Source organism: Pseudomonas crudilactis (genome assembly GCF_013433315.1).
Lineage (GTDB): Bacteria > Pseudomonadota > Gammaproteobacteria > Pseudomonadales > Pseudomonadaceae > Aquipseudomonas > Aquipseudomonas crudilactis.
The window spans coordinates 151,594-164,515 of the sequence record NZ_WXVV01000008.1 but is presented as its reverse complement, the minus strand read 5'-3'; the positions used below and the strand labels follow the sequence as shown (position 1 = coordinate 164,515).

General features: G+C 59.5%; 11 protein-coding genes and 1 tRNA gene. 4 read left to right on the top strand and 8 right to left on the bottom strand.

The window, feature by feature from the left end; genetic code table 11:
* Positions 1 to 70 precede the first annotated feature (70 nt).
* The 4 genes from queE to nadA all read left to right on the top strand — a co-directional run bounded on the left by queE (position 71) and on the right by nadA (position 2,880).
* Entirely contained in the window at positions 71 to 718 is a 648-nt protein-coding gene (queE, locus tag GTU76_RS11215; RefSeq protein ID WP_007912722.1) for a 7-carboxy-7-deazaguanine synthase QueE, read from the top strand.
* Position 719: 1 nt separating this feature from the next.
* Positions 720 to 1,412, top strand: coding sequence for a 7-cyano-7-deazaguanine synthase QueC (gene queC, locus GTU76_RS11210; RefSeq protein WP_175553380.1), 693 nt, complete (start codon positions 720 to 722; stop codon positions 1,410 to 1,412).
* A 62-nt stretch (positions 1,413 to 1,474) separates the two neighbouring features.
* Positions 1,475 to 1,550 (top strand) — tRNA-Lys (locus GTU76_RS11205).
* A 271-nt stretch (positions 1,551 to 1,821) separates the two neighbouring features.
* Complete coding sequence (gene nadA / locus GTU76_RS11200; protein WP_180698640.1) at positions 1,822 to 2,880, top strand: quinolinate synthase NadA; 1,059 nt, start codon at positions 1,822 to 1,824, stop codon at positions 2,878 to 2,880.
* Between the two features lie 135 nt (positions 2,881 to 3,015).
* On the opposite strand, the gene GTU76_RS11195 is transcribed toward nadA, so the two are convergent.
* The 8 genes from GTU76_RS11195 to GTU76_RS11160 all read right to left on the bottom strand — a co-directional run bounded on the left by GTU76_RS11195 (position 3,016) and on the right by GTU76_RS11160 (position 12,872).
* Positions 3,016 to 3,504 (bottom strand): RDD family protein, encoded by a 489-nt coding sequence (locus GTU76_RS11195; protein WP_180698639.1) that lies wholly within the window; start codon positions 3,502 to 3,504, stop codon positions 3,016 to 3,018.
* A gap of 96 nt (positions 3,505 to 3,600) precedes the next feature.
* Positions 3,601 to 3,813, bottom strand: a complete 213-nt coding sequence (locus GTU76_RS11190) for a cold-shock protein (RefSeq protein ID WP_003227496.1) — start codon at positions 3,811 to 3,813, stop codon at positions 3,601 to 3,603.
* 404 nt (positions 3,814 to 4,217) lie between these two features.
* A complete protein-coding gene (gcvT, locus tag GTU76_RS11185) occupies positions 4,218 to 5,342 on the bottom strand; it encodes a glycine cleavage system aminomethyltransferase GcvT (RefSeq protein WP_175553383.1) in 1,125 nt (374 codons plus the stop codon).
* 151 nt (positions 5,343 to 5,493) lie between these two features.
* Complete coding sequence (locus tag GTU76_RS11180) at positions 5,494 to 6,870, bottom strand: L-serine ammonia-lyase (protein ID WP_175553384.1); 1,377 nt, start codon at positions 6,868 to 6,870, stop codon at positions 5,494 to 5,496.
* 186 nt (positions 6,871 to 7,056) lie between these two features.
* Positions 7,057 to 9,909 (bottom strand): aminomethyl-transferring glycine dehydrogenase, encoded by a 2,853-nt coding sequence (gene gcvP / locus GTU76_RS11175; RefSeq protein ID WP_180698638.1) that lies wholly within the window; start codon positions 9,907 to 9,909, stop codon positions 7,057 to 7,059.
* 11 nt (positions 9,910 to 9,920) lie between these two features.
* Positions 9,921 to 10,304 (bottom strand): glycine cleavage system protein GcvH, encoded by a 384-nt coding sequence (gcvH, locus tag GTU76_RS11170; RefSeq protein ID WP_180698637.1) that lies wholly within the window; start codon positions 10,302 to 10,304, stop codon positions 9,921 to 9,923.
* A gap of 434 nt (positions 10,305 to 10,738) precedes the next feature.
* Positions 10,739 to 12,247 carry a sigma-54-dependent transcriptional regulator gene (locus GTU76_RS11165; protein ID WP_102900179.1) on the bottom strand — a complete coding sequence of 503 codons (1,509 nt, stop codon included), beginning with the start codon at positions 12,245 to 12,247 and terminating at the stop codon, positions 10,739 to 10,741.
* A gap of 262 nt (positions 12,248 to 12,509) precedes the next feature.
* Positions 12,510 to 12,872, bottom strand: a complete 363-nt coding sequence (locus GTU76_RS11160) for a DUF5064 family protein (protein WP_180698636.1) — start codon at positions 12,870 to 12,872, stop codon at positions 12,510 to 12,512.
* Between the last annotated feature and the right edge of the window lie 50 nt (positions 12,873 to 12,922).

The following is a 12,922-nucleotide window of genomic DNA, read 5'->3' as shown; positions in this document are numbered from 1 at the left end:
CGTTGGCGGGATTACCTGAAGTGCCTGACGGAGGCGGACAGCCTGTTTAGCTGTTACGCCCGTGGCGACTATGCAAGACACATTGAGAATCACCGAAGTTTTCTACTCTTTGCAGGGGGAAACGCGGACTGCCGGGCTGCCCACGGTTTTTGTGCGCCTGACCGGTTGCCCATTGCGTTGCCAATACTGCGACAGCGCCTATGCCTTCAGTGGCGGTACCGTGCGTACCCTCGACGACATCCTCGAGCAAGTGGCCGGATTTCGCCCGCGCTACGTCTGTGTCACCGGCGGTGAGCCGCTGGCACAGCCCAATGCCATTCCTTTGCTCAAACAGTTGTGTGATGCCGGTTATGAGGTCTCGCTGGAAACCAGCGGCGCCCTCGACGTCTCGGCGGTCGATCCGCGCGTCAGTCGCGTTGTCGATCTGAAGACGCCGGATTCGAAAGAAGCCCATCGCAACCGTTACGAGAACATCGAACTGCTGACGCCCAACGATCAGGTGAAGTTTGTCATCTGCTCGCGCGACGACTATGACTGGGCCGTCTCCAAACTGATTCAGTACGGTCTCGATCGGCGTGCCGGCGAAGTGCTGTTTTCCCCAAGTCACCATGACCTCAATGCTCGCGATCTGGCGGACTGGGTGGTGGCGGACAACCTGCCGGTGCGGTTGCAATTACAGTTGCATAAATATTTGTGGAATGACGAGCCGGGGCGCTGATATGACCGAACAACTGAACTCCACTGGAAAACGTGCGGTCATCCTGCTGTCCGGCGGCCTGGATTCGGCGACCGTTGTGGCCATGGCTCGCGCCGAAGGCTACAGCTGCTACACCATGAGCTTCGATTACGGTCAGCGTTCCCATGCCGAATTGCACGCGGCTGCACGCGTCGCCCGCGACCTGGGCGTGGTTGAGCACAAAGTCATTGGCCTGAACCTGAATGGCATGGGCGGTTCGGCGCTGACCGACAGCAGTATCGATATCCCGGAAGAACTGGGCGAAGGCATTCCGGTCACTTACGTGCCGGCGCGCAACACAGTGTTCTTATCGTTGGCGCTGGGCTGGGCTGAAGTGCTCGGCGCGCGCGACATCTTTATTGGTGTCAACGCCGTGGACTATTCCGGTTACCCGGATTGCCGTCCCGAGTTCATCGAGTCGTTTGAGCGCATGGCCAATTTGGCGACCAAGGCGGGCGTGGAAGGCAATGGTTTCCGCATCCAGGCACCGTTGCAGAACCTGAGCAAGGCGCAGATCGTTCAGGCGGGCGTGAAGCTTGGCGTTGATTATGGTCTCACCGTTTCCTGCTATCAGGCCGACGATGAAGGCCGCGCGTGCGGTAAATGCGACAGCTGCCGGCTGCGCGCAGAAGGCTTTGCGGCCGCTGGTGTGAGTGACCCAACACCTTATTTTTGATTATTTTCAAAAAGGTGTTGAATAGTCCTTAAAAATCAGTATTATACGCGCCACCACACAGCGGGTCGTTAGCTCAGTTGGTAGAGCAGTTGGCTTTTAACCAATTGGTCGTAGGTTCGAATCCCACACGACCCACCATATTTGGCGGTTTAGAAAATCCGGAAGGCCCACGAAAGTGAGGATTTCCGGGTTTTTTTTTGCCTGCAATTCGGACCTGCGTCGTTTCGATACCTGCAGCGCTGACGCAGGTCAGAATCATCTTTTGTATCAACGGGATATTCTGTAGCCTTGCGCAGCTTCAATGCTGTCCGTGCCTGATAATACTCACTCTCCCGGCGGTACCCTCAAGCGGTCCGGAGCCGGGTGTATACTCGACTTTCGCGCGAACGCGCCTGCAGGTCTTGCGAATATGACGCAGATTTCCGAACGCCTTCTGGTTCAAGCCCACCTCGATGCCAAACAGCCCAAACCGCTGACGGCCGAGGAAGAGGCCTATTACCGTTCCGCCATCGCCGCCGAGCTCAAGGCTCAGGACGCGGTGCTGGTGGCTCACTTTTATTGCGATCCGGTGATTCAGGCTCTGGCCGAAGAAACCGGTGGCTGTGTCTCTGACTCCCTGGAAATGGCCCGCTTCGGCAACGCTCACCCGGCCAAGACCGTGGTGGTGGCCGGCGTGAAGTTCATGGGTGAGACCGCGAAGATTCTCAACCCGGAAAAACGCGTGCTGATGCCAACGCTGGAAGCGACCTGCTCGCTGGACCTGGGTTGCCCGGTTGATGAGTTCTCGGCGTTCTGCGATCAGCACCCGGAGCGTACGGTGGTGGTCTACGCCAATACCTCCGCTGCTGTTAAAGCACGGGCTGACTGGGTGGTGACTTCAAGTTGCGCACTGGAGATCGTCGAAAGCCTGATGGACAACGGCGAGACGATCATTTGGGGCCCTGACAAGCACCTCGGCACCTATATTCAGCGCAAGACCGGCGCCGACATGCTGCTCTGGGACGGTGCGTGCATCGTTCACGAGGAGTTCAAGTCCAAGCAGCTCGAAGACATGAAGGCGCTGTACCCGGACGCCGCGATTCTGGTGCACCCGGAGTCGCCAACGTCGGTGATCGAGTTGGCGGACGCCGTCGGGTCCACCAGCCAGTTGATTGCTGCCGCGCAGAGCCTGCCAAACAAGACCCTGATCGTCGCCACCGACCGTGGCATCTTCTACAAGATGCAGCAGTTGTGCCCGGACAAGGTTTTCATCGAGGCGCCAACCGCCGGTAACGGCGCTGCGTGCCGCAGTTGCGCACATTGCCCGTGGATGGCCATGAACACCCTTGAGCGCACGCTCAAGAGCTTGAAGGAGGGGACGAACGAGATCTTTGTTGATCCGGCGTTGATTCCGCAGGCGATCCGGCCGCTGAAGCGCATGCTCGACTTCACCCAGGCAGCGCGGATGAGGCTGGCAGGTAACGCCTGAGGTCTTTCAGGCAACAAATAAACCTGTAGGAGTGAGCCTGCTCGCGATAGCGGTGTGTCAGATAACAATTATGTTGACTGACACACCGCTATCGCGAGCAGGCTCACTCCTACAGTGGTTTTTGGTGTCTGGAAGTTATTTGGTCTTTTTCGGGATTCGCACCACGCGTGTATCGGAATAGATGTCATGCCACGTGCGCTTCTGCTTGTCGTACAGCGACCAGAAGAATCCCAGCCCCACGCACAACCACGACGCAATCGACACCATGAACCGCAACAGCGCCTGCCACAGGCTGATCGCGGTGCCATTGGCGTTCTGCACGCGAATGCCCCACACCTGCATGCCCAGTGTCTGCCCGCCATGGGTCCAGAACTTGGCGAAGAATGCGAACAACACCAGCAGCAGCACGGTGGAGTAGAGCGGGTCGCCGTCCATTTTTCCGGCATCAGTCAGCGCACGCAGGCGTTCTTCGCCAATGATCGCGGCCTGGATCAGTTTGTAAACGAAACCGGTGACGATCAGCAGCGCTGTGCACAGCAGAAAGTCATAGAACATCGCTGCCAGACGACGGCCCAGGCCAACGGCAGGAAAATCGCCCTGTGGGGTGAGCAGGTTTTTCGACATGGCAGCCTCTGGACGCAAAGTGAAGCGCCATTTTACGGATTCGCGCGCACAAAAAAGCCCCTGATATCAATATCAGGGGCTTTTTCGTAACAGAAATCAGGCTTCTGCTTGTACTTCGTCAGCCTGCATGCCTTTCTGGCCTTGCACAGCAACGAAGGTCACTTTCTGGCCTTCTTTCAGGCTTTTGAAGCCGTTGCCCTGAATGGCGCGGAAATGCACGAACAGATCCGGACCGCTTTCTGGAGTGATAAAACCAAAACCTTTCTCGTCGTTAAACCACTTGACGGTACCGCTCTGACGTGTGGACATTTCTTATTTCCTTTGACGCAAAAATTAATGACAGTCTCCTTCACATGAAAGAGTACTGGGGCTGGTTGCAGGAGAGTAAGAAGACGTCGAACGGGATGTAGCTAACTTGTAGGCTACTGCCCAGGTCACGATTCCAAGCTGACCCATGCAAACACAGTGGACAAACTCTACGCCAACTACGGGAGAAAAAACAAGCCCTGCGAAGGCCCCGGTTTTACTGCGCTTTCTGGCAGTTAGTCAGTTCACTAGTGCGGGCTTAGACGATTAGCTTGTTCAATTGTTTTCGGGCGTTATAAGCAATGTTCATATTCGAATCGAATGTTAGAAAATGCACTTTTTTGTGGCGATTGCGTGACACATTAGTGCACGCATTACGCAATCGCGTTACTTATAGAAACAGTCAATCAACCGCGATAGTAGCGTTGTGGAACAAATGGCATTTTGCTTACAAGCATTTGCACCTTTTTCCCACGAACGATGGCCCAGACCGGTGTGTCGAGGGTGACATAAGCGCTGTCGAGGTAACCCATCGCCAACGGCCCGCCCAAGGTCGGACCAAAGCCACCGCTGCACACGCTGCCGATGATCTCGCCGGCTTCGTTGACGATTTCTGCGCCTTCACGCACCGGGGTGCGTTCTTGCGGTAGCAGGCCGACGCGTTTACGTGCGACGCCATTCTGCTGCTGGGCGAAAATGTTTTCCGCCCCCGGGAAACCGCCGGCGCGCGCGCCATCAGTGCGGCGAGGCTTGGACATTGCCCACAGCAGACTGGCTTCGATCGGCGTGGTCTCGGTGTTCATGTCGTGGCCATACAGGCACAGGCCGGCTTCCAGGCGCAGCGAATCGCGAGCACCGAGTCCGATGGCCTGGACTTCCGGTTCAGCGAGCAGGGCGCGCGCAAGTTTTTCGGCATCGGCCGCCGGAACGGAGATTTCGAAACCGTCTTCACCGGTGTAGCCCGAACGGCTGACGAAGCAGTCGACACCCAGCAGATTGACGCGGGCGAACTGCATGAACGTCATTTTCGCCACGTCGGGAGCCAGTCGCGCCAGCACGGTAACGGCTGCCGGACCCTGCAATGCCAAGAGGGCGCGCTCTTCGAACAGCGCCGTAATGGTGCACTGATCGCCGATGTGTTTTTGCAGGTGGGCCAAGTCCTGATCCTTGCAGGCGGCATTGACCACCAGGAACAGTTCGTCGTTGCCGAGGTTGGCGACCATCAAGTCATCGAGAATGCCGCCGTTCTCGTTGGTGAACATCGCGTAACGCTGCATACCCACCGGCAGGTCGATGATGTCTACCGGCACCAGGCTTTCCAGCGCTTTGGCGGCGTTGGCGCCGGTCAGGCGGATCTGGCCCATGTGCGAGACATCGAATAGCCCGGCCTGCTCACGGGTGTGCTGATGTTCTTTCATCACGCCGAGCGGGTATTGCACCGGCATGTCGTAGCCGGCGAACGGCACCATGCGGGCGCCGAGTTCGAGGTGCAGAGCGTGCAGCGGGGTTTTCGACAGTTGTTCGGTGGACATGCGTGGCTCCTTGAAAATTTGAGTTGGGGGGAAGCGGCAAGATCAAGATCAAAAGCCCCTCACCCCAGCCCTCTCCCGGAGGGAGAGGGGGCTAATTACGTTTCTCTCCCTGGGGGAGAGGTGGTCAATTTTGGTTTGGCTTGGTTCGTGATCAGCATTCGATAATGTTGACCGCCAGACCGCCGCGGGCGGTCTCTTTGTATTTGCTTTTCATGTCGGCGCCGGTCTGGCGCATGGTGCGGATGACTTTGTCGAGGGAGACGAAATGCTGGCCGTCGCCACGCAGGGCCATGCGCACCGCGTTGATCGCTTTCACCGAGCCCATCGCATTGCGCTCGATGCACGGCACTTGCACCAGTCCGCCAATCGGGTCGCAGGTCAGGCCGAGGTTGTGTTCCATGCCGATTTCTGCGGCGTTCTCGACCTGCTGAACGCTGCCGCCGAGCACTTCGCACAACGCGCCGGCGGCCATCGAACAGGCCACGCCGACTTCACCCTGACAACCGACTTCGGCGCCCGAGATCGAGGCATTTTCCTTGTAGAGAATGCCAATGGCCGCCGCCGTCAGCAGAAAGCGCACGACGCCGTCATCATTCGCACCGGGGATAAAACGCATGTAGTAATGCAGCACTGCCGGAATGATCCCGGCCGCACCGTTGGTGGGGGCGGTGACCACGCGGCCACCATTGGCGTTTTCTTCGTTGACGGCGAGTGCGTAAAGGTTGACCCAATCAAGCACCGACAACGGATCACGCAACGCCGATTCCGGGTTCTTGCACAGTTGCCGATGCAACGCCGCCGCACGACGTTTGACCTTCAAACCGCCCGGCAGAATGCCTTCGTTACGACAACCGGCGGCGACGCAGTCCTGCATTACTTGCCAGATTTTCAGCAGGCCGGCACGGGTCTCCGCTTCCGGGCGCCAGGCGCTTTCATTGGTCAGCATCACCTGACTGATCGACAGACCATAGGTGGCGCAATGGCTGAGCAAGTCCTTGGCACTTTTGAACGGGAAGGTCAGCGGCGTGGCGTCTTCGACGATGCGATCGGCGCCGGCCGCATCTTCATCGACCACAAACCCGCCACCGACCGAGTAGTACTCGCGGCTGCGAATCTGCAGGCCCGCCGCATCAAAGGCGCGGAAGATCATGCCGTTGGGGTGATAGGCCAGCGGCTTGCGGATCATCGCCAGGTGTTCTTTCTCGTTGAACGCAATGCTGTGTTCACCGAGCAGGTTAAGCCGGCCGTTGCCGCGAATTTCTTGCAGACGGGCGGCAACGGTTTCGGTATCGACGGTGTCCGGGTGTTCGCCTTCGAGGCCGAGCAGCACGGCTTTGTCGCTGCCGTGGCCTTTACCGGTGGCGCCGAGGGAGCCGTAGAGTTCGACGCGAACGCTGGCGGTGGTGGTCAGCAGGTTTTCCCGGCGCAGGCCTTCGGCGAAACGCGCAGCAGCGCGCATCGGGCCGACGGTGTGGGAACTGGAGGGGCCGATGCCAATCTTGAACAGGTCGAACACGCTTAACGACATGAGTGGTTCTCCGGTTTCTTGTTATAGGAATTGGCGAAACATCAGGCTTGATGCGTTCCCCTGTAGGAGCTGCCGAAGGCTGCGATCTTTTGATCCTGATCTTTCAACAGCAAGATCAAAAGATCGCAGCCTTCGGCAGCTCCTACAGGTTAAGCGGTGGGGGCGAGTGGTTCGCCCCTTTCTGGTTTAAGCGTAGCTTTCGATCGACGGGCAGGCGCAGACCAGGTTGCGATCGCCGAAGACGTTGTCGACGCGACCGACCGGTGGCCAGTATTTGCCTTCGATCAACGACGCAACCGGATAAACGGCCTGCTCGCGGCTATACGGGTGAGTCCACTCGCCCACCAGTTCTGCCGCCGTGTGCGGCGCGTTCTTCAGCGGGTTGTCGTCCTTGTCCAGCGTGCCGTTTTCCACCGCGCGGATTTCTTCGCGGATGCGAATCATCGCGTCGCAGAAGCGGTCCAGTTCTTCCTTGGATTCGCTTTCGGTCGGCTCGATCATCAGCGTGCCGGCTACCGGGAACGACATGGTCGGCGCGTGGAAGCCGAAGTCGATCAGGCGCTTGGCGACGTCATCAACGCTGATGCCGCTGCTGTCTTTCAACGGACGCAGATCGAGAATGCACTCGTGTGCCACCAGACCGTTGCTGCCGGTGTACAGCACTGGGTAGTGCTCTTCGAGGCGACGGGAGATGTAGTTGGCATTGAGGATCGCCAGCTGCGAAGCGCGCTTCAAACCGGCGCCGCCCATCATGCGAATGTACATCCAGGTGATCGGCAAAATGCTTGCGCTGCCGAACGGTGCTGCGCAGACCGCGCCTTCCTTGCGTTCCATCTGGCCGTGGCCCGGCAGGAACGGAGTCAGGTGCGACTTGACACCAATCGGGCCGACGCCCGGGCCGCCACCGCCGTGGGGGATGCAGAAGGTTTTGTGCAGGTTCAGGTGCGAAACATCGCCGCCGAACTTGCCCGGTGCGCAGAGGCCGACCATTGCGTTCATGTTGGCGCCGTCGATGTACACCTGACCGCCGTTGTCATGAATGATCCCGCAGATTTCGCGGATGCCTTCTTCGAACACGCCGTGGGTCGACGGGTAAGTGATCATCAGCGCGGCGAGGTGTTCGCGGTGCTCGATGGCTTTGGCACGCAGGTCTTCAATGTCGACGTTGCCGCGCGCATCGCACGCGGTCACGACAACGCGCATGCCAGCCATGTTGGCGGTGGCCGGGTTGGTGCCGTGGGCGGACGACGGAATCAGGCAGATGTCGCGACGCTCATCGCCACGGCTCTGGTGATAGGCGCGGATGGCCAAGAGGCCTGCGTATTCACCTTGCGAACCGGCGTTCGGTTGCAGCGAGATCGCGTCGTAACCGGTAGCGGCGCAGAGCATCGCCTCCAGTTCGTCGGTCAGTTGCTGGTAACCGGCACTTTGCGCGGCCGGTGCGAACGGATGCAGGGCACCGAATTCAGCCCAGGTCACCGGGATCATTTCGCTGGCAGCGTTGAGTTTCATCGTGCACGAGCCCAACGGGATCATGGTGCGATCCAGTGCCAGGTCCTTGTCGGCCAGTTTGCGCAGGTAGCGCATCAGCTCGGTTTCCGAGTGATAACGGTTGAATACCGGATGGCTGAGGATTGGCGACTGGCGTACCAGCGATGCTGGGATGGTGCTTTGTACGGAGCCGGCGAGAGCTGCAAAGTCCGGCAGGGTCTTGCCGTCGGCGATCAGGCTCCACAGGGTTTCGATATCCGCCTGGGTGGTGGTTTCGTCGACCGACAGGCCCAGACGCTGAGCGTCGATCACGCGCAGGTTGATCTGCGCAGCGTGTGCCTTGTCGTGCAGTGCGGCGGTTTGTGCGCCGGTGGCCACGGTCAGGGTGTCGAAGAAGCTGGCTTGTTCGACTTTCGCGCCGAGCGCGGTCAGGCCCTTGGCCAGAATCGCGGTCAGGTGATGTACGCGGTTGGCGATCTGGGTCAGGCCTTTCGGGCCGTGGTAGACGGCGTACATGCTGGCGATGTTGGCCAGCAGCACTTGCGCGGTGCAGATGTTCGAGGTGGCCTTCTCGCGGCGGATGTGTTGCTCGCGGGTTTGCATCGCCAGACGCAGCGCCGGCTTGCCGAAGCGGTCAACCGAAACGCCGACCAGACGGCCCGGCATGTCGCGTTTGAACGCATCTTTGGTGGAGAAGTAAGCCGCGTGCGGGCCACCGAAGCCCAGCGGCACGCCGAAGCGTTGCGCGGAGCCGATGGCGACGTCAGCGCCGAACTCGCCCGGCGCGGTCAGCAAGGTCAGGGCCAGCAGGTCAGCGGCGACGGCGACCAAAGCGTTGGCGGCGTGGAAGCGTTCGGTCAGTTCGCGGTAGTCGAACACATCACCGTTGCTCGCCGGGTATTGCAGCAGCGCGCCGAAGAACGGCGTCACGTCAGTCAGTTCACGCTCGTCGCCGACGACCACGTCAATGCCCAGCGGCTCGGCACGGGTGCGCAGCACGTCGAGGGTTTGCGGGTGGCTGTGGATCGAGGCGAAGAATTGGTGGCTGCCCTTGTTCTTGCTCAGGCGTTTGCAGAAGGTCATGGCTTCGGCAGCGGCGGTGGCTTCATCGAGCAGGGAAGCGTTGGCGATCGGCAGGCCGGTGAGGTCGCTGATCATGGTCTGGAAGTTCAGCAGCGCTTCGAGACGGCCCTGGGAAATTTCTGGCTGGTACGGCGTGTACGCGGTGTACCAGGCCGGGTTTTCCAACAGGTTGCGCAGGATCGGCGACGGCGTGTGGCAGTTGTAGTAGCCCTGGCCGATGTAGGTCTTGAACAACTGATTCTTGCCGGCGATCGATTTGATCATCGCCAGGGCATCGGCTTCGCTGAGGCCGTCGTCCATGCCGAGCACGCTGGTGCCCTTGATGCTTTCCGGGATGACGCTGGCGCTCAGCGCTTCGAGCGAGTCGAAGCCGAGGCTGTTGAGCATGGCTTGCTCGTCACCGGCGCGCGGGCCGATATGACGGGCGATGAATTCGTTGGCGGTGCCGAGGTTGATTTGAGTCATGTCGGTGTTCCTCAGGCTTCGGCTTGGGCTTTGATCAGACGGTCGTACGCGTCCTGATCGAGCAGTTTGCCGACAGCGGCGGCATCGCTTGGCTGGAAGCGGAAGAACCAGCCTTCGCCCAGCGGATCTTCGTTGACCAGTTCCGGGCTGTCTTCCAGTGCCGGGTTGGTCGCCAGCACTTCGCCGTCGAGCGGCATGTACACGCCGCTGGCGGCTTTTACCGATTCCACGGTGGCGGCTTCGGCGCCTTTGTCGTAAGCCTGCAATTCAGGCAGTTGCACGAACACCACGTCGCCCAAGGCGTTCTGCGCGAAAGCGGTGATGCCGACAGTAACGCTGCCGTCAGCTTCGGTGCGCAGCCATTCGTGATCTTCAGTAAAACGCAACTCGCTCATGGAAACTCCTCAGGGGGCCAGACTCGTCTGGTGGACGCGGTGGAATAGTCGGGCGCGAAGGCCCTTATTTATGAGGGGTTGATTAGCAAGAATGCGGCCAAGGTTTATTAATCTTTATAAATCAATGATTTAGATATCGAAGGGGGCGACACTGGAGGCATCTCTGTAGCGAAATCGCTACAGCCTAGAGCGAGGATAAAAGCTGAACGGGATCAAAGCCTTGCACAGCGGTGATCGGAGGAGGGTGTATCGATATCGTTCCGCTGTAGCGCTTTCAGTACAGTTGGAGGTCGTTTTTGAACGGATTACGAATCCGCCACAAATCAATGTAGGAGTGAGCCTGCTCGCGATAGCGGTGTGTCAGACGTCGCAAATGTTGAATGTCAGACCGCTATCGCGAGCAGGCTCACTCCTACAGGGGATTTGTGGGGTATTCAAGGTTTGTTGGGAATTCCGTATTTGCGCAGGCGATGGGCGATGGCCGTGTGCGAAGTTTGCAGGCGGCTGGCCAGTTGGCGGGTCGAGGGATAGCTGACGTAGAGTTTTTCCAGCAGCGTTTTTTCGAAAGATTCGACCGCTTGTTCGAGGCTGTCGACATCGCTGTCGGTTTGCCGCGCCACCGAGGTGCCGGCAATGTCGAGGTCGCCGATATCCACCAGGCTACTCTCGCAAATCGCCGCCGCGCGGAAGATCACGTTCTGCAATTGTCGTACGTTGCCCGGCCAGCGATTGCCGAGCAGCGCCGGGTAAGTCCCCGGGGCGAGGCGGCAGACCGGGCGCTGAATCTGCGCACAAGCCTGCTGCATGAAATAGCGTGCCAGCAACAGAATGTCCTGGCCGCGCTCGCGCAGCGGCGGCACTTCGACGTTGAGTACGTTGAGGCGATAAAACAGGTCTTCGCGGAACAAGCCTTCGCTGACCATTTTTTCCAGATCACGGTGGGTCGCGCTGAGGATGCGCACGTTGACCTTCACCTCGCGATCACCGCCGACGCGGCGGAAGCTGCCGTCGTTCAAGAAACGCAGCAGCTTGGCCTGCAAGTACGGCGACATCTCGCCGATCTCATCGAGAAACACCGTGCCCTGGTTGGCCAGTTCCATCAGCCCCGGTTTGCCACCGCGCGCTGCACCGGTGAAGGCACCGGGGGCGTAGCCGAACAGTTCGCTTTCGGCGAGGTTCTCCGGCAGCGCTGCGCAGTTGAGGGCGAGAAACGGTGCGCTGTGTCGCGCGCTGATGGCGTGGCAGGCACGGGCGACCAGTTCTTTGCCGGTGCCGGTTTCGCCCTGGATCAGCAGGGGGGCGTCGAGGGCGGCGACTCTTTGCGCGCGTGCCTTGAGTGTGCGGATTGCCGGGGACTCGCCGAGCAGCGCGTCGAAACCTTCGGCGTGGTCGTGGTGCAGCGCCGAGAGTTGTTCGCCGATGCGGTTCGGTTGGTACAAGGTCAGCAGGGCGCCAGCGTCGGTGATTGGCGTGGCATCGAGCAACAAGGTCTGACCGTTGACGGTGATTTCGCGCAGCGGCAGGCGAAAGCCGTGTTCGAGCAAGGTGTCGAGCAGGGCGGGGTCGTTGAACAGTTCAGAGACGCTTTCACCGGCCGGTTCGCGACCGTAGAGCGCGATTAATGCCGGGTTGGCGAGCAGCACTTTGCCGGCGCTGTCGAGCGCCAAAACCGGATCGGTCATCGCAGCCAGCAACGCGTCGAGCTGCAAGTGCCGACGCTGGCCGGGGAGGATGTCGACCACGGTCACCGCTTCCACGCCGAGCACGCGGAACAGCGCATCTTTCAGTTCTTCGAGCACTTGCGGGCTCAGGGTCGGCGCGTCGATGTAGACGTTGGGCGGGATCATCTCCACCGCATCCAGATTGAGATTGCGCCCACCGAGGATAGCCAGAACTTCCTGGGTGATGCCGACGCGGTCGATGAAACTGACGTGGATACGCATGGGGCGGTTCAGTGATCTGCAGAGCGGAGGGTGGCAAGTATGCCTTGGGCTTGGAGAGAGGTGAAAGCAAAAGCACCCTCACCCCAGCCCTCTCCCGGAGGGAGAGGGGGCCGATTGTGGAATGCTCACGAGGTACGCCGACCTGAAAATACGGCTGTGAATCCATAATCGACTCGGTCTTTCAGGTCGATGTCTGCCATCAGACACTTCGGTCAGTCCCCTCTCCCTTTGGGAGAGGGCTAGGGTGAGGGGCTTTTGCGGGTTATTCGAAGTGCTCAAGATTGACCGGGTCGCCGGACTTCATATCAAGTTGCTTGCGGATGTCTTCGAACATCATGTCGTAATGCTTGTGAACCGAGCCAATCTGGCTGTGCGTCTTGGGAATGCCGTACTTCTCGGCGATTTTCGTCACATTGTTGGCAAAGTTGTAGGCCTCCTCTTTGGGCAGGAAGAAGGTCTCTTTCATGTCCTTGCCCTGAAGGTTGCCATGCATCGTGAACTGAATCCCTTTGCCTTTTTGCGGATCGGTGAACACTTCATAGTCGAGGTGCACGTTGTAACTGACGTCATCCGGCGTCAACGCATGCCGCTCGATGTGCAGGCGACCGGGTTCGAATTGGGCCATGGTTTACTCCTTTCAAGGCATGGGAGAAGGGCAGACCTCGGGCCTGCCCC

Coding starts and splice junctions, on each gene's coding strand:
- queE (WP_007912722.1), top strand. CDS start 71: ATGCAAGACACATTGAGAATCACCGAAGTTTTCTACTCTTTGCAGGGG.
- queC (WP_175553380.1), top strand. CDS start 720: ATGACCGAACAACTGAACTCCACTGGAAAACGTGCGGTCATCCTGCTG.
- nadA (WP_180698640.1), top strand. CDS start 1,822: ATGACGCAGATTTCCGAACGCCTTCTGGTTCAAGCCCACCTCGATGCC.
- GTU76_RS11195 (WP_180698639.1), bottom strand. CDS start 3,504: ATGTCGAAAAACCTGCTCACCCCACAGGGCGATTTTCCTGCCGTTGGC.
- GTU76_RS11190 (WP_003227496.1), bottom strand. CDS start 3,813: ATGTCCACACGTCAGAGCGGTACCGTCAAGTGGTTTAACGACGAGAAA.
- gcvT (WP_175553383.1), bottom strand. CDS start 5,342: ATGTCCACCGAACAACTGTCGAAAACCCCGCTGCACGCTCTGCACCTC.
- GTU76_RS11180 (WP_175553384.1), bottom strand. CDS start 6,870: ATGTCGTTAAGCGTGTTCGACCTGTTCAAGATTGGCATCGGCCCCTCC.
- gcvP (WP_180698638.1), bottom strand. CDS start 9,909: ATGACTCAAATCAACCTCGGCACCGCCAACGAATTCATCGCCCGTCAT.
- gcvH (WP_180698637.1), bottom strand. CDS start 10,304: ATGAGCGAGTTGCGTTTTACTGAAGATCACGAATGGCTGCGCACCGAA.
- GTU76_RS11165 (WP_102900179.1), bottom strand. CDS start 12,247: ATGCGTATCCACGTCAGTTTCATCGACCGCGTCGGCATCACCCAGGAA.
- GTU76_RS11160 (WP_180698636.1), bottom strand. CDS start 12,872: ATGGCCCAATTCGAACCCGGTCGCCTGCACATCGAGCGGCATGCGTTG.